Source organism: Pseudomonas sp. F007 (assembly GCF_057814275.1).
In genome coordinates, this window is the sequence record NZ_JBVATA010000004.1 from 352,938 (window position 1) to 374,795 (window position 21,858).

Consider the following 21,858-nt stretch of genomic DNA (forward strand, 5'->3'; position numbering starts at 1 on the left):
CCAAAGAGGAAATCATGACTATTTCAATTGCTAGATTCGATGCTGATACAGCGGTGGATGACACCCTTCAATTCCAAAAGACGGCTCGTACCCGGCGGTCTTTTCGTGGGTTTCTGGACACCTCTGTGCCCGATCACATCATTCAGGAGGTGTTGAAGGATGCCCAGTGCGCTCCCTCCAACTGCAACACCCAGCCCTGGGATGTACACATCGTTCGAGGCCAAAAACTGAAAGAGCTTTCGCAAATTCTCCACGCGAAAAATACTGCAGGCGAATTCACACCAGACTTTTCGTTCGATATGGATGCTTTTTACGGCCCCTACGGAGGCCGCAAGAATGCGCAAGGCAAAGCCTACTACGAGACTATGAACGTCATACGTGAGGACAAGGAGGGGCGCCGGCGCGCGGCAGCCTTGAATTTGTCCTTTTTTAATGCCCCCCAGGCCGTTTTTCTGTTTATGCCAGTGTTTGGTGACAATGTTCGAACTGCTGGCGACATCGGTATGTATGGGCAGACCTTCCTACTGTCACTTGCTTCTCGAGGGTTAGGCGGCATTCCGCAAACCTCGCTTGGTTTCTATGCAGCTACGATCCGAGAGGCGCTAGGCATTTCTGAAGAAATGAAAATGCTGTTTGGAATGTCATTCGGCTACCCGGACGAGAGCGCTCCAGGCAACCGCATGCATATGGATCGTGTGCCGATTACCGACAGCGTTACCTTTCATTCTTGAAGAGTCGTAATGACCTGAGTCAGGCGACATGCGTGCACACCCCAGATCGCAGCGGCTTCGCGACACGCTTAATTCATTCGCACACCCAGCCAAGCAGTCACTTGAGTATTGGTTGTAGGTAAGGAGGTTATTGAAGTGAAAATCGGAATTATCGGCGCCGGCAGTATTGGGGCTACCCTTGCCCGTAAGCTCGCTGCGTGCGGCCATGAAGTTAAATTGGCAAACTCGAAAGACCCTCAGAGCATTCAGAACCTTGCCAATGAGATCGGCGTACACGCGGTGACCAAGGAAGATGCTGTTTCCGAGGTAGACGTTGTGATCCTCTCGATCCCCTTCGCAAAATACCCAGATCTCAAACAGACGTTGAGCAGTGTTCCTGAGAAAACCGTCGTCATTGACACGTCCAATTACTATCCGGGACGCGATGGGGCAATCAAAGAAGTCGACAACGGCAAGCCTGAGAGTGTTTGGGTAAGCGAGCAGATTGGCCGCCCGGTCATTAAGGCTTGGAACGCCGTCCTCGCAGCGACTCTTGCCGACAATCGGCAACCAACTGTATCTTCGACACGCATTGCCCTACCTGTAGCTGGAGGAGATACCTATGCTGAGGCAATCGCGCAAGATCTTGTTGAGGATACGGGATTCCTCGCGCTCGCCGCTGGCGACCTTCAAGATTCGTGGCGTCAGCAACCAGGCACACCAGCGTACTGTACTGAGCTGACATTACCGCAGCTGAGATTGGCGCTGGTATCGGCAGACAATGCCAGAGCGCCGCAAAACCGTGACGCACTGATCGCCAAATTTATGGATCATGACGGCCATTTGACACATGAGCAAATCGTTACCTTGAATCGGTCCATGACCGCCTGACCAATCGGATTGGTGGCATGCTTACCTGAAGTTTCACTTTGTCGATTTCATATTACAGCGGCGGAAGTACTCTCAGTCGCGCCGTGTCTGCCTGGGACGAAATGGTTAAAGAAAATAAGGTATTGGATGGATTAAATGACCTCATCGAGCTAAAAATCCAGATAGCAGCCACTGTTATCAAGTAGGCGATGTAGAGATGTTTCGATTGAGGTAGTCCATGCCGATGGAGGCCCGATCGCACATGTCGTCGCAGAGAATTAATCCACAGGCTAAAACCTTCTATCGTCCCATTGAAGCAGCACTGCGCTGGTGCAATCTCATTCGTTTCGAAACTCAAATCCTGCAAGCTCCCTGGTCTTACCCAGGTGAACTCAGACGCCTGTTTCCCCAGTGGCCATGCCTACAAACCAATACCGAACTAATTTATGACGCCGTCCGCAATGGCGAATTGCCATATGGCTGTTTTGGGATTCCGGTGCCATCGGGCACCACCGTGGAGCCCAATTTGTTAACGGTCCGACATTCAGATCTGCGTCAATGGCTGGCGGTTTGTTACCCTGATCAACGACCTGATTTTTTGTTCGAGCCATTCGCCATCACTCGAGACACAATTAGCTTGGGCGTTTACTTTGCCCTCCAGGCCGAGCGCGATGCCCTCCTGCGAGAACGCGATACGCTGCAACGTCAGCTCCAAGATGTAAGAGCGGACCTTCGTGCATTAGGACTTGAACAGGAAAACCTTAAATCAATGGTGAGCTCCAATGGGCGTCTTAGCGAGCGGAGCGAACACACCTACCTACAAATCATCGGCGCCCTGCTCAACACCATTTTGGACTCGTCACCTGCGGGCAAGCCTCTTTCCGTGTTTAAGAGCCAAGCCGCAATCGTCGATGCTTTGACCGCGCGCCACAGTGACATTCCCGGTCTGAGTAAACGAACATTGGACGAAAAGTTTGCGGCAGCCAACCGTAGCATCAAGAAAAAATCTAATACATAACATTGCGCTGCAATCACGCTGATTGCAGCGCAATGACTCTCTTCAATTTCTGCGATTCAATTCAGGTCACTTCCTACTACGTGCCAATCGACGCCAGGAGTGACCATCATGTCAACCCAAACCTCACCCATTGTTGAAGTGTCACAACCGCAAATCGAGCGCCATATCATGCGGCGCGAGGAGGTAGAGCGTAAAACCGGATTCAAGCGTGCGCACATCTACAATCTAATGAAGGAAGGGAAATTTCCTCAGGCCAAACGCATTGGATTGCGTGCTGTTGGGTGGGATTCGCTGGAGATCGATCGGTGGGTCACCGAGCGGTTGGCGTAGTAGGTCTGATGTCATGCGTGTGGTATCGATTGTTTCCACTAAAGGAGGCGTGGGTAAAACTACCGTGACCGCCAACCTCGGCGGCCTTCTCGCAGACGCGGGCCTGCGTGTCTTGCTCCTAGATCTGGATAGCCAACCCACCCTCTCTAGCTATTATGCCTTGAGCCAAAAGGCTGATGCCGGTGCCTACGAATTACTCAAACTCAACCTGACTACGCCTGCACAAATTGTTTCCAAGACAGTGATCACCGGACTCGACCTGATCCTCTCTAACGATGATCAGGGCCGGCTGAGTACCTTGTTGCTGCATGCCCCTGATGGGCGACTGCGTCTGCGCAATCTGCTGGATACCTTCCGTTCCCGTTACGACCTACTTTTGATCGACACCCAAGGCGCACGTAGTGTGCTGCTGGAGATGGCCATCCTGGCTTCCGATCTGGCTCTCTCGCCCATCACGCCGGAAATGCTCGCCGCCCGGGAACTGCAGCGCGGTACTTTGAAACTGCTGAGTGAGCTCGAACCATTCCGTCACCTAGGCATTACGCCGCCACCGTTGCGCCTGCTGCTGAACCAGGTGAATTCGATTCGGGTGGACACCCGAATGATCATCCGCGGCTTGCGCGAGACTTTTGCCGAGACTGCGAATATCTCGGTTCTAGACACCATAGTTCCAGACCGAGTGGCGTATCTCAACGCCGCCTCCCTTGGCCTGCCGGTCCATAGAATCGAAACGCACCAGTCGCGCGAACGACGTTCGCCATCCGCGATGGAAACCATGCAAGCGCTGGCCATTGAGTTATTTCCGGAGTGGCACAAATCGATCTCTTCGGTGAGCCGATGCGCGGAGGTTCAATGAGACAAATCACCAGACCCGCATTTCCCGCCCAATCATTGTGTCTGATCAACGTTGAGGCCAACTGCGTTTGGCAAGGAGTCTTTTGATGTTGGACCAGCTTCCTATCATTGTTCAACCATCCATCCACCCCTGCCGCCCACCTAGCGAGGAGTACTGCACAGTGGTCTTTCGTCTACAAGGCGGGCGCTCAGCCATGGGGGGGTTCCTCGCAGAACTGTCTCGTTATTTCGAAGGCTCGGGCACTGCCGAAATCGTCAAGTTCGAGGTTGGTGACCATTTGCGCACCCGGCGTTAACTGAGGTTGCTCCAATGAAGAAGCTAACTCAGGAAGAAATCACAGAAAGACTGCACCAGGACCACTTCCCTCGCGGTCCAGAACTGGAGCGGTTGTCCGATCCGCTCACTGATACGCCTATGCTGGTTACTCTGGAGCAGTTGCGGCCCTACGAACACAACCCGCGATTCATCCGTAACCCGCTTTATGACGATATCAAGGCATCAATCCGTGAACGCGGGCTCGATCAACCGCCTCCGATTACTCGCCGCCCGGGAGAAGCCTATTTCATCATCCGAAACGGCGGCAATACGCGCTTGGCGATTCTCGGCGAGCTGTGGCAGGAAACCCGCGACGAGCGTTTCTTCCGCATCCATTGCCTGTTCCGTCCCTGGACCGATGAAATCAGCGCCCTACTCGGCCATCTGGCCGAAAGCGATCTGCACGGTCAGCTCACCTTCATCGAGCGTGCTCAGGCAGTGGCCAAACTCAAGACCATGCTTGAATCAGATGGCGCAACACTCTCGCAACGTGAGCTGGCACGACGTCTTGCCGCTGGAGGCTATCCGATTTCGCAGTCGCACATCAGTCGGATGCTGGACACCCTTGAACATTTACTACCCGCCATTCCACAAACCCTATACGCCGGATTGGGGAAACCAAAAATTGAACGCCTGATTGGTCTGCGTAGCCAGGCTGAACGAACCTGGAATCGTTATCCAACCGACGCCGTCGCTTTCCCCGAGTTTTGGCTCGACACCTTAGGGCAGTTTGATGCCGACCCAGAGTCCTTCGACCTTGAGCAAATCCAGGATGAACTGCTCGAACGCATGAGTCGCTTACTCGGACAGTCCTACCGCATGTTGGTCCTGGAGCTGGGCGAAACCCAACGGGTTATCCAGACGCCCGGCGTAGTCGTCACGCCACCGCAGAACAACCTACTGCCGAGCGTTGATGAGCCCGCGGCCGAGCCTCCTCCACCCGAGCCGCATCCCAAATCAGCTGAAACCGGGACGCAGACCGAAACAGAGCGAGAGGAACAGCTCACGCTGCCCGTAACGAATGTCGTATCAGCAGTCAGCCCTCCGTCACGTGTCCAGCAGATCCGCGGACAGATTGATCGCGCCACTGCATCCGAACCAGGACAGACCGTCGCAACCTGCCCGATCGACGACATCTGGATCATCGCACCAACACTGGATACCCCCGAACAACTGCGTTTAGCCATTGCCGGCTTGGCTCGGGAAATGGCGGCCTATGCCGGACATCCCGAGAGCATCATCGACCAAAAAAATGGCCTGGGCTTTGCCCTGAACATCGAGCAACTTAATCTTGCTGCGCCTCGTGCGGCCGGCGTTCACCTATTGCTCTTGGCCCTGCTGCGTGCCCAAGACGAAGTGAACTGGGAGGATCGCAAGCAATTGCCCTCAGCTCTGTTCGGGCAGCTGTTGTTGGGGGTTTATCAACTCCCGCTGGCAGATCGTCCAGCCGTGGACGTAGGACTGGAGCGACTGCCCGACTACCTGTTAATCAAACTGTATCGCCTCATTCGCTTAGCCCGGCGCCTGATCGACTTAACGCTTACCCATGAAGACCATTCGCCAAGGGAGCTACCATGAACTTGTCCTTCAATGTGCTCAACCAGGCCATGCTGACCCAGGTCCTTCACGAGTTGCGCCTGGGTAATCTGCATCGCTGCAAAGCACTCGGACTGGGTGAAGAGGACATCTACCTGTTGCAATCATTACCGCCGACCACACTGTCACGCCTGGCCCATGCCACTGTCCCCTGGGTTGAGGTCAAGATTGATTCGCCGGTATTGCATCGGTTGATCGACCAGGCCGAACGTGACGAACAGAACGAGCGCCTGATCAACCGAGCGCTCAAGCTCGGTGCCAGCAGTACCATCATGTACCAGTACTTCGGTTTGGCGCATTCGGAAACCGCCCTTCGCCGACGTCTGCTCAAGATAGAAACCCGTAAGGGCCGCCCTCAGAACTTGAGCGAGGCGCAGGAGCATGCACTCTGGCAGCGTTGGTGCCAACTACGCGATCAGGACGGTGCTGAGGATCAGCTCGACGCCATGATGATGTTGGCGGAGGAGCAACAGATCAGCTTGACCATCGTTTGGCAGCAGATCGACCATTACAGCAACGGAACATGAACACTGCCTCGTCCGGTCGCTGGCAACGTGTCCTGCAGCAATGCACCCAGCAGCTGAGTGAACGCTGGCCCGCACGCCCCACCACTGAACCTCCTTCCAACCAGGCCCTGCAGGCGAGCTTTTTGTTCAGTGGCCAATCTCACGAAGTCGTGCCGCGTCGCTTGCTGCTGGATAGTCGGCTAACGCCATTGGAACGGAATGCCTGGCAAGTATTTCGACTCATGCTGCAAGGTCAGGGCGTGGTCACACCGCGCTATGAAGACCTGCAACCTTACCTGTCAAGCGTGCCCTACGGTGCGTCAGCCTCCCGTGAGACCATCGCTCGCGTCTTGATTATGCTCAGGTTGACGCGCTGGCTTAGCATGGTGAGTCGTGGCCGCGATCAGCTCAGCGGGCGCCTAGAGGGGTCTCTGTACGTCCTGCACGATAAACCGTTAACCCCCGCCGAAGCCTTGGAGCTGGATCAGGATTATCTGGAGCTGGTCGGACGTGCCCTCTCTCACGCGACCAAGGCGGTGCGAATTGTCGCTCAGCATGTTTTGGAGGAAATCCGCCAAGACACGGATATAGATCAAGGTCGACTGCCTACACGACTCGAGAGCTGGGGCGAACACTGGACACACCAAGAATTAGATCGGGCAACCGATGAAGCGTTACACGATTCCGAACTGGCAGGTGGTCACAGCGTTCGGAGTCGTGTGAAACCTAGTCCGAATTCCGAACTGGGTCTGAACGCCAATGTTTCCGGCACCGTTCGGAATCCGAATGCCACTTGTACTGTATTAAAAGAAAATATTTGTACTGTACCGCGCGCAACCCCAGCGGTGAAAAACCTGCACTGGCCCGATTCTCTACAACTGAGCCCAAGCGAACGTCAGGCGGTCACCGTGGCGCTGGGCAAACTGAAACCAGCGGATCGACAGGCGGTGCTCAACGAAGCAGGCGCGCGGTGTGAGGCAGGCAGCGTCCGCAAACCCGCGGCGTATCTGATGGGCCTGATCCAGCGAGCGCTGAAAGGCGATTTCCGCCCTTGGGCAGGTCGGGCTGAGTCATTACCCATTGCTGAACCGCCACCCTCCCCCCCACGCTCACTTAGAAAACAGGGCGAACCCGCCTCTGCCCTCGCCCAAGCGTGCCTGAATGAACTGCGGCAGCTACGTGGCAAACGCCCTGGACGTGAGTAGATTTGATGCCACTGGCATCAGTTTTTCGAGCGTCTCGAAAGTTACCGTCTCGAACCAAACCGAACAGTCCGCATTCAGCTTTTTGACTGTCCTTCACCTTCATCTGTCGCAACGTTCCCGTCCAAGCCTATGCGAGGACGACACCGTGGCCGATCACTATCAGCTTAACCTTGGCTCATTGCGCAGCAGCATTACCCTTACACTGCACACTCACCACGCCGCTCGGATCTGGCAAGGCCGGACCGCACGTGAAGGCGTCCACTCGATCATGGGCATGGCCGGTTACATCAGTGTCACAAACCTGATCAAACAAGCCGCAGCCCAGGATGATCCTTATGCCGATTGGGCTATCGTGCAGCTCGAAGAAAAACTGATGCAAGCCAAAACCGGGATGCTGGAACTGACCCAGCAATTGGATCGGATCAGGCAGGACCTGCCGACGCAAATCGATATGAGCGATAACCTCAATATCCACCCCGTCACCTTGCCCTTATATATCGGCAGCCAACTAGGATTTCTAGCCGTCTACCTGCTGACGAACTACGACACGCTAGTGCGCCACACCCTGTTGGCCCATCACACCGCCTTGATAGGTCGCAGGGACATGGAAGCCTGGATAGACGACGGTGCCCATCTGCTGCGCAGCCTCTTCGGTCAGGCGCAGCGCTATCGGCATGCTGGCGTCACTCGTGATGACATGGCGGCGAACAACGCTCGTGCTCTGGCGGCCACGGAGAAGTTTGGATTACCCCCTATGGACATCCTTGAGGGGCATCGCCGCTCCCAGTTCGCGCCACCCATCATTCGTCGTGGTGCTGTGGCAGTGGATAACGCTGACGCGTTGGCAGAGGACGCGGTAGAGCCGTCTGCGACAGTGGATGAGCCTGAAGACGAAGTATGAAGCCTCTGATCCCGACTCAACCAATGTCCCTCGAAACACTAACATCGGATGCCTATCGACAGCTTGAACACGCTGCCTCCCTAAAAGGCCTTTTAAAACCTTTTAAGGGTAAGGGTGAGTTGGAACACATGGCGCAGGTAGCGAGGGAAATCGAGGCGCAGTTATGTCATCTGATGGAGGCTGTCGTACATCGAACCGAAAAGCCACCTTACTCATTGCTGGATATCCGATTGGTGCTGCAGAACACCAGTTCGGGCAGCACTTTTATGCGTTGGCGTACCCGTAACTTCGCTCGTATGGGAGTTGCGGTCTGGGAGCGCCAGGTTTCTAACAAAACCCTGCCGCAAGCAGTGCGCGAGGGATTGCACCGTTTCGAATGCGAACGCATTGCACTGAACTTGCAGATGAGCGTGGTGCATTCGCTCTACCGCCAGGCATCGACCTGCGCGATCAAAATGGCCAGCGCCGAACGGCTGTTGCGCCAGTTCACACCGGCAGCGGAGATATCACTATGAGTACTTTTTTCGTCGGCGAAGGCAACATCGGTAGTGCGCCAGAGTTCCAGGAGTTCCCGTCAGGCAATGACGAGCCACGGCGTTTGCTGCGCCTGAATGTGTACTTCGACAACCCCGTGCCACGCGATGGCATCTATGAGGATCGAGGCGGCTATTGGGCGCCGGTCGAGCTTTGGCACCGCGAGGCTGAACACTGGAGCACGCTGTACCAGAAAGGCATGCGTGTGCTGGTCGAAGGCCGCACCGTACGCGATGAGTGGGAGGACAGCGAAGATAATGCGCGGGTGACCTTCAAGATCGAGGCCCGTCGAGTCGGCATTCTGCCTCACCGGGTGCACAGCGTGGTTATGCGGGAACGATCCAGTGAACCCGCGGCATCTGCGACACAAGTAGGGAAAAGTACAGAACAGGCCAATTCACCGGCGTCGAAACCCAGAAAGCGCAGTGGGCAACCACCTACGGACTGACAGACATCAGGCATAAAAATTGATCCTTTGCGCGAAGTGCCTGGCTTGTCATTACTCGCTGCTCGTGAAGCACTGTCGTCCACGCGACTACAAGGTAGCCGCCTCGCCCCCATTCAAGACCGCCCTCACCGAATAATATGAGGAACCTGCCATTCAGGTTTCTCATATCTCGCCACAGCTGTTTCCAACAACGCTGCTTCGAACTCAACCCGGAGCAGTACTATGCGTCTCTTTCTCTGCGAAAAACCCTCCCAAGGTCGTGACATCGCCAAGGTTCTCGGAGCCAGCCGACGTGGCAATGGTTACTTGATCGGACCCGAGATAACCGTCACCTGGTGTATCGGACACCTGCTAGAGACAGCCCCACCTGAGGCCTATGGCGATCAGTACAAAACCTGGTCGTTGGATCATCTACCGATCATTCCCACGCAGTGGCGTGTTGAGGTCAAACCCAAGACTGTCGCGCAGTACAAAATCATCAAACACCTGCTCAGCGAAGCTACCACCGTCATCATCGCAACCGACGCCGATCGCGAAGGTGAAATGATTGCCCGCGAGTTACTGGAGCTCTGCAAGTATCGAGGCCCAATTCAGCGCCTCTGGCTATCCGCACTCAACGAGGCGTCGATTCGCCAAGCACTGTCCTCGCTTAAGTCTAGTCAGGAGACCTTCCCGCTCTACCACTCAGCCCTCGCCCGCAGCCGCGCCGACTGGTTAATCGGCATGAACCTCAGTCGTTTGTTTACCCTCCTCGGTCGGCGAGCAGGCTACGACGGCGTGTTGTCGGTTGGACGTGTCCAGACACCCACTCTACGCCTGGTGGTCGATCGGGATCGTGCGATCGCCAGCTTCGTCCCGGTACCCTACTGGAGCGTTGAAGTGCACCTATCGTCGATGGGCCAGCGATTCATCGCGTCGTGGTTACCGCCAAGCTCAGGACGGGACGAGGCGGGGCGTTGCCTGCAACAGGCGCTGGCCATTCAGGCTGCCAAAGAGATCTCTAGCGGTAAGACCGCCACAGTGCTCTCGCTGCAGACTGAGCATTTCCGCGAAGCACCACCCCTGCCCTTCGACCTGAGCACACTGCAAGAAGTCTGCTCACGTAAGCTGGGACTCGGCGCTCAGGAAACCCTGAACATCGCCCAAGCCCTGTATGAAACCCACAAAGCCACCACATACCCGCGCAGCGGTTGCCGCTATTTACCAGCGAGTATGTTCGACGAGGTACCCACGGTATTCGATGCCCTGCTCAAAACGGATTCCGCACTACAGCCCGCATTTGAAACACTTGATCAGTCATTACGTTCCCGCGCCTGGAACGATCCCAAGGTCACCGCGCACCACGGCATAATCCCCACCACCGAGCCGGCAAATCTTGTACGGATGTCCGAGCAAGAACGCCAAGTCTACGAACAGATTCGTAGCCACTACCTCGCGCAATTTCTGCCGCAGCATGAGTTTGATCGGACCCAGGTCGAACTGGAATGCGGCGCAGAGCGATTGACCGCTGTTGGCAAACAGATCCTGGTCCAGGGCTGGAAAGGCTTGCTCACCGAAAACACCGAGGACGATGAGCACGGTCAAAAGTCCCAAGTCTTACCCGTCTTGCAACAGGATACTCAGTGCACAGTGGACGACGTCGAACTCAAGTCGATGCGTACTGCCGCTCCCAAACCTCTCACCGAGGGTGATCTGATCAAGGCGATGAAAAACGTCGCCAAGCTGGTCAACAACCCACGCCTGAAACAGAAACTCCGGGACACCACCGGTATTGGTACTGAAGCCACGCGAGCCGGCATCATCAAGGGCTTGATTGATCGCGGTTATCTACTGAAGAAGAAACGCGCGTTAATGGCCTCGGCAGCGGCCCACACCCTGATCGAGGCGGTACCGGCAGCAGTCGCAGATCCGGGTATGACCGCGATCTGGGAACAGGCTCTGGACGAAATCGAAGCGGGACGTCTGACCCTGGATGCGTTCGTCGCAAATCAGGCGAACTGGATTGCGCAATTGGTCGAACACTGTGGTGCACTCACCTTGGCGATACCGGTCGAAGCCGCCCCGACCTGCCCCATTTGCAACGCCTCAATGCGCAGGCGAAAGGGGAAATCAGGGCCGTTCTGGTCATGCTCCCGAGACCCCGACTGTAAAGGTATTGTGTCGATTAGTTAAGGATACGCCTCGCACATGATGCTCCATGGGATGATCATCATGAGTACGGTGTACGCGCGGCCTTGACGTCGTCCAGTCCTCTCTGCTTTAGTGCCTCAGGATCATTGCCAATGGCGACCCAAGACCGACTCGCTCCGGGTAGCTCGGTCGGACTCATTGAGTTCGGAGCCTTCTCTTCTGCGGAACTCCACTCCCGTTTGGTGCTCGACTTGATCGTGGCGGCGGATGACCACTGTTGCCTCTACCCGGCAATAGTGGTCATCCGCTTCGGCGATCGCATTCAGTCCCGGAGTCCGCCGGGGAAACACTGGGCACCCTTTGTGCGCGGATGCGTGCCAGCAGATTCCGACCCAAGCCACGATAAGGGTCGGTTGGCGAATCATGGCGCAAATCAACCAAGTGTTGCGAGGCGTTTGTCGATTGCGTAAGACCGTCAAAGGTGGCTTTTCTCTTCCTCGCCTGGCGCCCCGCCGGGCCCACTCTTCATTTTTTATTTTCTTTATTCCACTGACTTTCACCCTATTCCGACCTTAAAAAAGGCTCGCATCAAGACATTTTTCATGGGTTATCGAAAAGCTAGAGAGTGATACCGGCGCGGGGTTAACTCAAATTTTCGCCGCTTTTCGGAGCAGCGGCTTTGTGGACTAGGAGCCACATAAGAGCATCGCGGAAGACAGCCAGGTCGCACTGCATCAAGGACTATTGCCTGCAGATGGCAAGTTTGTCTAGGCATCGTAGCCTCTCGGTCGTCGCCCCTCAAAGCAACTACGTGGCGTGCCCATGCCTGACGTTAATCGGCGAAAGCCGATGTGATTGCCTCCACGACGACACGTACTCTGGCTGTGCGCGCCAAATCTTGGTGCAACACCAGCCACGCCTCGTAGGGCCTGGCCCGACTGCGCTCCGGCCATAGCCGCACCAGCGCGGGATCGCGCCGGGCCAGGTACTCGGGTAACTCGCCTATGGCCAGGCCCACGCGCACGAAGGTCGCGAGCATCAGGCTCGAATCCAGTTCGGCGACCACGCGACCCTGTGCCCTGGATTCACCCACCAGCGTTTCGTCCTGCAGGCCGGTCACACCCTGCTGGTAAAGCGCAATATCGTGATTCGCAAATCCTTGTCCGGGCTGCGGTTCGCCATGTTTTGCCAGATAGCCTCCGGTAGCGTACAGGCCGACTTCCCAGCAACTGAGTTGGCGAACGATCAAGTCCGGCTGCTCCGGCCGCAGGGTACGTACAGCAATGTCTGCCTCCCGCCGCGCCAGATCGAGCAGCCGCGTAGTAGTGCTCAGGATCACCCGCACCTCAGGATGGCTGGCGCGCAGGTATTCAATGGCTGGAACCACGAAGTCCACAGCCAGCGCGTCGGTGGTGGTCACTCGCACCTCACCGGCCACGCGCGCATCGGCACCTTCGCCGCGGCGCTCGAAGGAGACGGCCATGCGTTCCATGTCCTCGCCCATGCGCAGCACTTCCAGGCCGGTGTCGGTCAGCACCAAGCCGCCCGTGCTGCGCAGGAACAGCCGACTGCCCAGCGCCCGCTCCAATCCGGTCAGACGCCGGCTCACCGTGGTCTGGTCGATGACAAGTTGCTGCGCCGCCCCGCGCAAGGTACCGGCGCGCTGAATTGCCAGAAATATCCGCACGTCGTCCCAATTCATCACTGCCTCATTACTCATGTTGCAAATATGCAGCCATGGGCTGCTGTTCTGTGCATTTTCACATGGAAGGAATATCCGTAGCATGGGCTCATCCCTACTGAACCTTTAACGCGCAGCTCGCTTGCCTGGCTGCCAGGAACTGCCATGCCTCGCTTATCGTTCATTCTGACCGTCGCCATGCTGAGTGCCTTCGGCCTGATCGCGTCGGACGTCTATCTGCCCGCCATGCCGAGCATGTCCACGGAGTTTGGCGTCGCCGACTGGCAGATGCCACAGACCATCTCGTTCTACCTGCTGGCACTAGCAATTGCCCAGTTGGCCTACGGACCACTGTCGGATCGCAATGGCCGCAAGCCCGTGCTGCTAGCTGGCATCGCCCTCTATATCATCGGCTCGGTGGGCTGTGCCATCTCCACCAGCTACAACGGGTTCCTAGCGTGTCGCACGCTGGAAGCAATCGGTGCGGCTGCGGGCCTTGTCGTTGGTCGTGCACTGGTCGCTGACACCTGCGACAAGCGTACCTCTGCCAAGGTCTATACGGTGATCTACCCGCTGGTGTCGATGTCGCCAGCCCTGGCGCCGGCCATAGGTGGGCACCTGGCTGCGGCGTTCGGTTGGCGGTCTGACTTCCTGTTCGTCGCCGCGTTCGGTCTCGTGGCACTGCTGATGGTGATGACACTGCTACCGGAAACGCTCCCCATCGCTGCTTGTACCCGCGCCTCTCCTTTTTCCGGCCTCATCCATGTTCTGCGCGACCGAACCTTTCGCCGCTATACCTTGGTGGTCTGCGCGATCTATTGCGCCTGGTTTGTCTACTTGACCCAGTCGCCGTTTCTTTTCGCGCGTCAAGGCTTGAGTGAGGAGCAAAGCGGTTGGCTGTACCTACCGCTGACGGCCGGCATCATCGGTGCCAACCTGCTAGTCAAGCGCTTGCTTGATCGCTGGCCCTACGAGCGCATTCTCGCCGCTGGCATCATGTGCTTCATGCTTGGCGGGGTGGCATTCCTGACGGTGGTGGCACTAGGGCTGCATGGCGCGGCCGCCGTGGTGCTTCCGATGTGTCTGGTCAGTCTCGCCAATGGTTCGTCGTTGTCGCTAGCCGTGTCCGGGGCCATTGCCAGCGAGCATGGGCACGCGGCTACCGCATCGGCACTGGTAGGGTTCTGTCAGATTGGCAGCGCCGCGCTGGTGGCAATGGGTGTCAGCGCGGCCTTCGGCACCGGTCTTGGCGTGCTTGGAGGCGCGGTGCTAGTGCTCGGGCTGATCGCGATGTCCACCTGCCTGCCATGGTCGAGGCGCCGGACAGGCGTGCTCTGAGAACTATCAAGCACACCTGTTGAATCCTCGATCTCCGAGCATGTGCGGAATCAGCGTCGCCGCATCGACCGCTTCGCAGTAAGTCTGCGCATGCAGCTCGGCATAGCGGTTGAGGTCGGCTTTCAGAGTAGCCGGGCATGCGAAGGTTAGCTTGATAGTCTCGGTCTTGGGCAATGGTCCCAGCCGCAGTTTGCGTGTGCTCATCGTGAAGTTCCCTTGTGGAGGAACAGCGGCTGATAGGGCTGCAGCACCAGATCCGGGTTGGCGATGATACGAACCGGCAGGCCCGGCCGTTCGGCCAGCGCCGGCTAATATGAATGTGGCGGCGGGTGATCTCCTGGCCAACCTGATCAATGCTGTTTTGCGCGCTATCGCACCCGGCGAATATGCGGCCCCAGCGGTGCCCCACGTCGTCTTCCAGACCTGCATATCCAACCGGGTCGGTGCCGGTCAGGTTGTCGAGCGTGAGCGATGAAATGTCCGGTAGGATGATCCGGCTCCACACCACTTGATCGCGGCTCTACCCGTCGTTGACCTAGCTGTTGTTGCTGTTGCCCAGAATGCGCGAACTTTGCGGGATCAGCAGAAAGCGCCCGCAGTCCGTGTCATAGAACGGTTGGCTTCGACTGATCTGTAGCGTCGCACTTCTTAATTTGCGAAAAAATCACCACAGAGTTACCCCAGTATTCTTCAAAACGGCGAGGACTGGGCCACCTTGACCGCTGAAACTCATCGAACCAGGAACAGCGACGCAGACGAAAGCACCTTTGTCGACAATGATGATCCAAGTTTCTGCCAGCACCTGAGGCCGCGATGAAAGTCGGCTTGCTCCATCCGGTAGGCGGAGCGAATCATGTTGTCATCGAGCAGCGCCTGGTCGCTCGAAACAAATTGGTTATTCCGGAACCTTCTCACCCATTTTAGAGCCTACTGACGCAGTTGTTTTGGGGAGGCATTCAACAGACGGCGCATGAGTCGCCGCAGGGCCGTTGCATCTTGGTATCCCACCTGCTCGGCGATAGATTCAACGGAGTACCTGCTGGTTTCCAGCAGCACGCGGGCCCTGTTCAGTTGCACACGCTGGATCAAATGCTGGGTCGAAAGGCCGGTTGCTTTTTGAAGGTGCCGGGACAGCGTTCGCTCTGACATACCGACGTACTTCGCAAGACTCGGGACACTGGGCGGATGGGGCAGTCGTGATTCTATGTAGGCGGTGAGGTTAGCGACCAGCGTATTGCCCTGTGCCATGATTGCCGGAGTGATGAATGGGGATTGCAACTGCCGGCCATTGAGTAGAAGGGCCTTGCCCACATAGTCGGCGAGTTCGGGTGATAGGCGCCTGCGTAACAGGTGCAGCATCAGGTCAGTCTGCGCGAAGGCTGCGCCGGCGGTCGTCAAGGGCGGGTCGCAGAGCACCATTACGTTGGGGTCGACAATACAGTCAGGCGCAATGCTCGACAGCCAAGGGGCGAGCCACCAGGAGGTCGTTACCTGTCGACCATCCAGTAACCCTGCGGCATGCAGAAGAAAAACCGCCGAGCAGGAGGCTGCAATCTCCTTGCCTTGATTCACATGTGCCTTCAGCGCTGGCAGTGTCTGAAGGACCCAGTCTTCTTCAAGACGCTGCAGCAGCGCCTCGAAGTCGCTGATGCCGAGGCCCGGTATGACCCAGCAGGAGTTGTCCTCGACGTTTGTAGCCAGCGCGTCAACCTGCAGCAGCATGCCTTGACCCAGCGTAATCAGTCCTGGCTGCGGCCCACAAACGCGCCAGCGTGGCGCGGCAAGGCCGCGCCGCTGCGCCAGTGTGGCGGCGGTGCCGAGTATGTCGAGGGTGGCTGCGACGCTCGAGGCGAACGCCCCGGGAACGACCAGAACAGTGAAATCATACATTGTCTGATTATGCCCGAAAGAAGACGAATCGGTCACTTATCGAATCAAGGGATAACGGGCCCAATGGCACCTCCAGTTAACAGCGAGGTTTCTCTATGCCAAACATCTTGATCAAGGTACCTACCGGCGCTTTCAACCAAGCTCAGCGCCAACAACTGCTTCGAAGCGTGAGCGATGTGGCGATGATTAATGAACAGATGGGCAGCGCTCCTCAGCAGCGAGTCTTGTGCTGGGTACTCATCGATGAAGTCCAGGCCGTTGAATGGCTGTGCGGAGGCATGGATCCCCATGCTCGGTTCGTGCCGTGCATTGTGACTGTCAAGGTTCCTGTCGGTGTACTCGATGCCCCGATGCGCCAGCGCTACGTACGTGAGTTGCACGGTGCAATAAAATCGAGCTTTATGGCGGATGATCAACGCCAGTTGCTGAGTTCAATACAGATCCAGGATGTTGCTGATGGAACTTGGGGGGCGAACGGTGATATTTGGCATTTGGCCGACTTCACCCGTGCAGCCGGGTATGGACATCTCGCTCCCTAAGATTATCTTAGTGCGATAAAGCCATCTGTTGAGATGCCCTTCCCCATCGGGCAAGCCCCGGTTGTTACATTGGCAGATAACCGGATTTACGGGTGCCTGTTCCTCCGAGGAACACAATACTTTGCTTGCCTTAAATGGTGTGGGGGGGGCCGTTATCGCTCATCTCGCCAGATGGTCGCTGACTCGCTAGCTGTGCACAGCAAAGCGAGTGTTTGTGACATCCTGGCTCAGGCATCGGCAGTAGTGGGGCGACTTGCTTAATAGTCCCCAAGTTCGGGTCGCCATTAACGCGCCCCTTGAGCTTGCAAAGGAGTTGAGCTCACTTGGTGCGTAAAGCTGATCGCCTATTTCAATTGGCAAATCTGATTCGTGTCCAACCGCACCTGCACCTGCAAAACAACGGTTCGCACTTTGATAATGGCCGAGGCCGTAGCAGAGTGGGAGTGCGTTACCTGGCGCCTGTCATCGATGCCCTCCGCGCACGTCATCCCGGCGGGGCTTCGATTTGCAGTTGAGCGACCATAGGGTGGATCTGTACGACGGTGAAATTGACCTGACCGTGTGCGTCGTTCAGCTCGCCGACTCCCGACTGGTCAGCCGCAAGCTGGCCGACAGTCGATGCATTCTGGTGGCAGCGCCGACCTACCTGCGAGGTATGGGCGTTCCCTCGCATCCCCGCGAGCTGCATCAGCACCAATGCCTGCTGTTTGCCTATCCAGGCCTGCGACAGAACCGTTGGACGCTCAAGCACAGCGTCCGCGGCGGCAGAACCGAGGTGGTGGAAGCCGTAGGCGATCTGCGCAGCGACAACGGCGATGCCCTGCGCGTCTGAAGCGTTGCCGGGATGGGAGTTTTGCTGCGCGAGACCTGGGATGTCGCCGACGAACTACGCAGCGGTGCCCTTGTGCGCGTCCTGCACGAATGGTCGGAACATGCGACGCCGATCCAAGCCGTATGGGTTCAGCGCGACCCGGTACCACGCCGCATCGGCGCTTTCGTGGATTTCCTGGTTGAACAATGGCGCGAGGCGCCGTGGGATCCGGGACAGTGACGGTTTCTACCAACACTAAGCGGCCGCGTGAGCGAAGTGAAGCTCCTCGCCCACGGCCCGAAGCAACGAAGCAACGAAGCAACGAAGCAACGAAGCTGACGTTGCTCCAAAGATACACCTTCATCCAGGGACTTCGTTGCGTCGAACGTGGTTTCCTCGCATTTTCCAGAGCATCCAGACGATTCTCTGACCCACGGCAACCGCACCGAACCAGGTCGTACTGGTCAGCCCCATCGCCTCCAGGCTGGCGCCGCCCAGCAGCGAACCCAGCGCGATGCCGCCATTGGAGCCGGCGATGTTCAGGCCAGCAGCAACTGCCGGTGCCTGCAGCGCGTGGACATGCGACAGCCCTATCACCCACATCTGCAAGGCAGGTATCGCCGTATAGGTCAGCGCACCCAGCAGGCCGGTCAGCAATACCATCGGCAGCAGGGATGAGGCCGAGAACCAGATCGCCAGCACCACCACGTCCAAGCCGATCAGGGCGGTCATCACCGCATGATCGGCACCCTTGCGGTCGCAGCAGGACCGGCGAGATATAGGTGTAGAGTGTGAAAGCCCCCGCATACGCCAGCACGGTGATGCCGGCGCCGGCCAGCAGGCGCGGATTGAATATGGCTTTCAGCCCGTCCATCGCGTTGGCCCGCACCGAAGCATCGCCCCGATCCGTGGGCATCAGGGCCAGCAGGCCGATAAACCCGATGCCACCACTTGCAGCCACTGCAATGAAGATGACCTGCCAGCTCAACACGCTGCCCAGGTAGGTACCAATCGGCACGCCCAGCGCTAGAGCTAAGGTCAGGCCACCGAACGCCATCGCGACCGCCGCGCCGGCGAGATGCCGACCCGCCAATGGTGTGGCACGCTGGACGCCACGGCCAAGAAAACGCCATGCCCCAGCCCCGACGCGAAGCGAGCGACCAACATGGGCGTCAGTGCATCGGATAGGCTGACCACCGCGTGACCAGCGTGAACAGCCCCATCGCCATCAGCAGCAACCGCTTGCACGGCCAGCGCGTGACTAGCGCCGTCAGACCAGGCGCACCAATCACCGCGCCCACCGCATAGACCGTGACCTCCGTGCCGTCCTGGCTGATGCTGGCATGCAGATCCGCGGAAATGGTGGACACCAGGCCCATGGTGACGAACTCGGTGAAGCCCAGAGCGAACGCGTCGCAAAGCACGAAGATGTAGATGACAAAAGGCATACGCGGGTTCATGGTTCAGGCTCGCTTCTCGGATGTCGCCGCCAATAGGGGCAGGCCGAGGCAGGGTTCTAGCCCATCACCAGCCGTTCGCTCACCACCACCTGCGCCTGAGAATTCAGCGCGGGTACATGCCGGGCTCCGCGTTCCTGCAGGGCATCCGCCAGCAAGAACGACCGGTGTCATAGAGACCAACCGCGCGCTCTTCGTCGTTGGTGAAGGTGGACACCTCCTTGCCTGCGACCAGATAGCGACCATCCGAAAACTTGACGTTCACCAACCCGGCCGGGTCGTGGCACACCGCCACGACCACATCGCCACGCTCTTAGATGCACGCCGCGATGGCAGCAAGTTCGTGGCCTCGGCGATCTCGACTTAGCAATCCGCATGAGCGAGCTGGCCGATTCGCGCCTGGTGGCACGGCGCGTGGCCGACAACTGGCGCATCCTGGCGGCATCTCTCGCCTACCTGAAAGCACTTGGTCAACCCGCGCTGCCGGAAGAACTGGAGCGGCACAACTGTCTGGTGTTCGCCTATCCGGGGTTACTGCAAAACACCTGGCCGCTGCGCAAGGGCCGTCGAGAGAAACCTGTCGCAGTGAGCGGCACGCTGCGCAGCGACAGCGGCGACGTGCTGCATGCCTGGTGTCTGGCCGGGATGGGTATCTCGCTGTGCGAAACCTGGATATACACGAGGATCTGCGCGAAGGGCGGCTGGTGCGCGTTCTGCCGGACTGGGAGGCCACGCCCTCGAAGATCAGCATCCTGCGGGCACGGCACGAACCCGTGCCCGCAGATGGCGTTCAGCGATTTTTTGTTTGATCGCTGGCAGCAAACACCTTGGAATCATTGATCTTATTCCCCGCTGCAGGCTGATCCCAGACATCTCTACCGGTCGCTAAGCTTCATAGAAAAGCTCGTAGAGCTTACCTTTGCGCTTGATGTGCCCGAATCCGAGCTCGCCAAGATGCATGCCAGCGATAAGGATTTTGTCCGAGCTAACAACATCCAGCAGTTTGCATCGTGTTTCGGCGGAGAGAATCGGATCTTGGTCAAATGCAATGGATACGTCGGGACGAGCAATCTGGATCTGGGGGAAATGAACAATATCCCCCCAAACTAGCAGACTACGATCATTGGAATCGATGCGATAGCCGGAATGCCCTGCGGTATGCCCTAGAAGCGGCATGGCATTAATGCCAGGGAGAACTTCGCTATCAGTAAACGTACGCACCCTCTCCTGATACTGATCGAACACCTTCCGAGCAAACAGAAAGTTGCCACGAGCACGCTCACTCGCTCGGCTGAGATTGCCATCGTCCTCCCAGAAAGAAACCTCACGCTGGTGGACGACTAGCTCTGCATCGGGAAAGGCTGCTTCCCCTGAAGAGTCAAGCAGCCCCCCAACATGGTCGGGGTGTGCATGGGTCAGAAGAATGGTGTCAATGTCAGCGGGTTGCACGCCAGCAAGCGCGAGATTCGCCTTTAGCTTGCCGCCCCACTGCTTGAAACCACCAGCCCCCGCATCGATGAGGATCGTGCGGCCCATTCCACGCACCAGGTAACAGTTGATGTGGATCGAGAATGGATCGCTCACACCTGCGTCCTGCTGCAACTTGGACGCCTCCGTAGGATCGATATTGGAGAGAAGATCTAGACTTGCGGAAAGGTATCCGTCACTGATGGCCATAATAGAAAACTCGCCGATCTGCTGGCCCGGAAATTTCATGTCGTTCATTGCGGTACTCCTTGCGCGTCATCAGTTCCGCGCGTAGATGATATCGGCTGGACAGCCAAAGCAACGGATGCGCGCCGTTAGCCCCGCATGGCGTTTTATTGCCTCATCCAGTCGCGCCATGAAATCGTCCATGACCGATGGCGTTCTGCACGGTTCGAGGCGGTATTTGATTTCCGCGTAAGCAGGATGCCCACACCCCTGGTGGGCAGCGACATAGATGACATGTACGTTGTCCAGCGCCGCCTGAAGGACGTCCGTGCAAAGTCGAGTGCATCGTTCGGTGAGCTCCGCCAGATTTGCTTCGGGTGGCATCTCGTCCGCCTGGATGAAGATCGTCAGATTAGGCATGTCGGTTCTGCACCTGCGTCTGGGACTCTGCACCTCTGCCACTCGTCAATTGCGCGGTCATCGGGGCATAGAGATGCACGTTCTTCGGAAGGGTATCTACACCAAGACTAATGGCGCTATCCAGCTTCGCCAGCCACCTGTTTTCAGGACATTTCTCCAATGCGACGGCCCACATCTGCTCAGGCGTGAGCCCCATCTCGATGAGCGGTTCGGGACCGACTGTGCTCACGATCAGATGCTCGCCTTCACCGATGGCAAGCGCACGCTCAAGGCTGCCGTAAAGATTGCGGTGCCAATTGGTGATGTGTTGCTGCCAGCGTGCGAAGTTACCGCCGCCCTTCTGGCGATACTCATCGCCCTCAAGCACGGCCAGACCGTCGATCGAGTGCATGGCAAGGTAGACAGGGCAACCAGTGCTCAACGCCTTGAAGCGCTGCGAGGTATGGAACCCGCTCACGGAAATTAGCGCGGGTAGTTTTTCCAGGCTATAGAAATCATTCCATTCTGCTTCGCTGGCGGGGTCGGCAAAGCTGCATTCGACGGTATAGATCATGGATTACTCGCTACCGGACTTCTTGTGCATCCGGCCCTCTTTATTGATGTTCCATCATGGTATGACCTTGATCTCAGCGGCTAAAACGATTTTTCGG

The 21,858-nt window shown here is 57.5% G+C and carries 23 protein-coding genes and 4 pseudogenes; 17 read left to right on the top strand and 10 right to left on the bottom strand.

Annotated elements, in window-relative coordinates:
- Positions 1-14: 14 nt before the first annotated feature.
- From ACZYR5_RS11745 to ACZYR5_RS11805, 13 genes are all read left to right on the top strand, one after another.
- The gene (locus tag ACZYR5_RS11745; protein ID WP_489107618.1) at positions 15-731 is read left to right on the top strand and encodes a nitroreductase; all 717 of its coding nucleotides are present in this window, start codon (positions 15-17) and stop codon (positions 729-731) included.
- A 108-nt stretch (positions 732-839) separates the two neighbouring features.
- Positions 840-1,601, top strand: coding sequence for an NADPH-dependent F420 reductase (locus ACZYR5_RS11750; RefSeq protein WP_489089743.1), 762 nt, complete (start codon positions 840-842; stop codon positions 1,599-1,601).
- A 241-nt stretch (positions 1,602-1,842) separates the two neighbouring features.
- Complete coding sequence (locus ACZYR5_RS11755; protein WP_489089742.1) at positions 1,843-2,598, top strand: hypothetical protein; 756 nt, start codon at positions 1,843-1,845, stop codon at positions 2,596-2,598.
- A 108-nt stretch (positions 2,599-2,706) separates the two neighbouring features.
- The gene (locus tag ACZYR5_RS11760; RefSeq protein WP_489089741.1) at positions 2,707-2,928 is read left to right on the top strand and encodes an AlpA family phage regulatory protein; all 222 of its coding nucleotides are present in this window, start codon (positions 2,707-2,709) and stop codon (positions 2,926-2,928) included.
- A 13-nt stretch (positions 2,929-2,941) separates the two neighbouring features.
- A complete protein-coding gene (locus tag ACZYR5_RS11765) occupies positions 2,942-3,784 on the top strand; it encodes a ParA family protein (protein ID WP_489089740.1) in 843 nt (280 codons plus the stop codon).
- Between the two features lie 85 nt (positions 3,785-3,869).
- The gene (locus ACZYR5_RS11770; RefSeq protein ID WP_330809073.1) at positions 3,870-4,079 is read left to right on the top strand and encodes a hypothetical protein; all 210 of its coding nucleotides are present in this window, start codon (positions 3,870-3,872) and stop codon (positions 4,077-4,079) included.
- A 14-nt stretch (positions 4,080-4,093) separates the two neighbouring features.
- Positions 4,094-5,677 carry a ParB family protein gene (locus ACZYR5_RS11775; protein ID WP_489089739.1) on the top strand — a complete coding sequence of 528 codons (1,584 nt, stop codon included), beginning with the start codon at positions 4,094-4,096 and terminating at the stop codon, positions 5,675-5,677.
- The gene (locus tag ACZYR5_RS11780; RefSeq protein WP_489089738.1) at positions 5,674-6,222 is read left to right on the top strand and encodes a DUF2857 domain-containing protein; all 549 of its coding nucleotides are present in this window, start codon (positions 5,674-5,676) and stop codon (positions 6,220-6,222) included. Before ACZYR5_RS11775 ends, ACZYR5_RS11780 begins: the two co-directional genes overlap by 4 nt.
- A complete protein-coding gene (locus ACZYR5_RS11785) occupies positions 6,219-7,406 on the top strand; it encodes an STY4528 family pathogenicity island replication protein (protein WP_489089737.1) in 1,188 nt (395 codons plus the stop codon). Before ACZYR5_RS11780 ends, ACZYR5_RS11785 begins: the two co-directional genes overlap by 4 nt.
- Positions 7,407-7,551: 145 nt before the next feature.
- Positions 7,552-8,307: a PFL_4669 family integrating conjugative element protein gene (locus ACZYR5_RS11790; protein ID WP_489089736.1), complete on the top strand. Its 756-nt coding sequence runs from the start codon at positions 7,552-7,554 to the stop codon at positions 8,305-8,307.
- A complete protein-coding gene (locus ACZYR5_RS11795) occupies positions 8,304-8,822 on the top strand; it encodes a DUF3158 family protein (RefSeq protein ID WP_489089735.1) in 519 nt (172 codons plus the stop codon). Before ACZYR5_RS11790 ends, ACZYR5_RS11795 begins: the two co-directional genes overlap by 4 nt.
- Positions 8,819-9,289 (top strand): single-stranded DNA-binding protein, encoded by a 471-nt coding sequence (locus ACZYR5_RS11800; protein ID WP_489089734.1) that lies wholly within the window; start codon positions 8,819-8,821, stop codon positions 9,287-9,289. The genes ACZYR5_RS11795 and ACZYR5_RS11800 overlap by 4 nt, the downstream gene beginning before the upstream one ends.
- 222 nt (positions 9,290-9,511) lie before the next feature.
- Positions 9,512-11,461 carry a DNA topoisomerase III gene (locus tag ACZYR5_RS11805; protein ID WP_489089733.1) on the top strand — a complete coding sequence of 650 codons (1,950 nt, stop codon included), beginning with the start codon at positions 9,512-9,514 and terminating at the stop codon, positions 11,459-11,461.
- Positions 11,462-12,251: 790 nt separating this feature from the next.
- Here ACZYR5_RS11805 and ACZYR5_RS11810 read toward each other — a convergent pair.
- On the bottom strand, positions 12,252-13,121 hold the full coding sequence (locus tag ACZYR5_RS11810) for a LysR family transcriptional regulator (protein ID WP_489089732.1): 870 nt from the start codon (positions 13,119-13,121) through the stop codon (positions 12,252-12,254).
- A 144-nt stretch (positions 13,122-13,265) separates the two neighbouring features.
- Between ACZYR5_RS11810 and ACZYR5_RS11815 the strand changes: the two genes are divergently transcribed.
- A complete protein-coding gene (locus ACZYR5_RS11815) occupies positions 13,266-14,438 on the top strand; it encodes a multidrug effflux MFS transporter (RefSeq protein WP_489089731.1) in 1,173 nt (390 codons plus the stop codon).
- A 6-nt stretch (positions 14,439-14,444) separates the two neighbouring features.
- Here ACZYR5_RS11815 and ACZYR5_RS11820 read toward each other — a convergent pair whose 3' ends face one another.
- From ACZYR5_RS11820 to ACZYR5_RS11830, 3 genes and pseudogenes are all read right to left on the bottom strand, one after another.
- Positions 14,445-14,642, bottom strand: coding sequence for a DUF2274 domain-containing protein (locus ACZYR5_RS11820; RefSeq protein WP_489089730.1), 198 nt, complete (start codon positions 14,640-14,642; stop codon positions 14,445-14,447).
- Positions 14,639-15,060: pseudogene (locus tag ACZYR5_RS11825) on the bottom strand (TraB/TrbI/VirB10 family type IV secretion system protein); the annotation flags it as partial. The gene ACZYR5_RS11820 and the pseudogene ACZYR5_RS11825, both read right to left, overlap by 4 nt.
- Positions 15,061-15,365: 305 nt before the next feature.
- Positions 15,366-16,328, bottom strand: a complete 963-nt coding sequence (locus ACZYR5_RS11830) for a GlxA family transcriptional regulator (protein WP_489089969.1) — start codon at positions 16,326-16,328, stop codon at positions 15,366-15,368.
- Between the two features lie 95 nt (positions 16,329-16,423).
- Between ACZYR5_RS11830 and ACZYR5_RS11835 the strand changes: the two genes are divergently transcribed.
- Positions 16,424-16,867, top strand: a complete 444-nt coding sequence (locus ACZYR5_RS11835; protein ID WP_489089729.1) for a tautomerase family protein — start codon at positions 16,424-16,426, stop codon at positions 16,865-16,867.
- Positions 16,868-17,393: 526 nt separating this feature from the next.
- Positions 17,394-17,918, top strand: a pseudogene (locus ACZYR5_RS11840) (substrate binding domain-containing protein).
- A 120-nt stretch (positions 17,919-18,038) separates the two neighbouring features.
- Here the strand turns inward: ACZYR5_RS11840 and ACZYR5_RS11845 are convergent.
- The 3 genes and pseudogenes from ACZYR5_RS11845 to ACZYR5_RS11855 form a co-directional block, all read right to left on the bottom strand.
- Positions 18,039-18,410, bottom strand: coding sequence for a hypothetical protein (locus ACZYR5_RS11845; RefSeq protein WP_489089728.1), 372 nt, complete (start codon positions 18,408-18,410; stop codon positions 18,039-18,041).
- 46 nt (positions 18,411-18,456) lie between these two features.
- Positions 18,457-18,771, bottom strand: a pseudogene (locus ACZYR5_RS11850) (MFS transporter); the annotation flags it as partial.
- Between the two features lie 79 nt (positions 18,772-18,850).
- Positions 18,851-19,138, bottom strand: coding sequence for a hypothetical protein (locus ACZYR5_RS11855; RefSeq protein ID WP_489089727.1), 288 nt, complete (start codon positions 19,136-19,138; stop codon positions 18,851-18,853).
- Positions 19,139-19,498: 360 nt separating this feature from the next.
- Between ACZYR5_RS11855 and ACZYR5_RS11860 the strand changes: the two are divergent.
- A pseudogene (locus tag ACZYR5_RS11860) lies at positions 19,499-19,975 on the top strand (LysR substrate-binding domain-containing protein); the annotation flags it as partial.
- Between the two features lie 45 nt (positions 19,976-20,020).
- Here ACZYR5_RS11860 and ACZYR5_RS11865 read toward each other — a convergent pair.
- Genes ACZYR5_RS11865 through ACZYR5_RS11875 form a run of 3 tightly spaced genes read right to left on the bottom strand, consistent with a single transcriptional unit; the run spans position 20,021 to position 21,761 of the window.
- Positions 20,021-20,860, bottom strand: a complete 840-nt coding sequence (locus tag ACZYR5_RS11865) for an MBL fold metallo-hydrolase (RefSeq protein WP_489089726.1) — start codon at positions 20,858-20,860, stop codon at positions 20,021-20,023.
- A gap of 21 nt (positions 20,861-20,881) precedes the next feature.
- Positions 20,882-21,208 (bottom strand): hypothetical protein, encoded by a 327-nt coding sequence (locus ACZYR5_RS11870; protein WP_489089725.1) that lies wholly within the window; start codon positions 21,206-21,208, stop codon positions 20,882-20,884.
- On the bottom strand, positions 21,201-21,761 hold the full coding sequence (locus ACZYR5_RS11875) for a sugar ABC transporter (RefSeq protein ID WP_489089724.1): 561 nt from the start codon (positions 21,759-21,761) through the stop codon (positions 21,201-21,203). Before ACZYR5_RS11875 ends, ACZYR5_RS11870 begins: the two co-directional genes overlap by 8 nt.
- Positions 21,762-21,858: the final 97 nt, after the last annotated feature.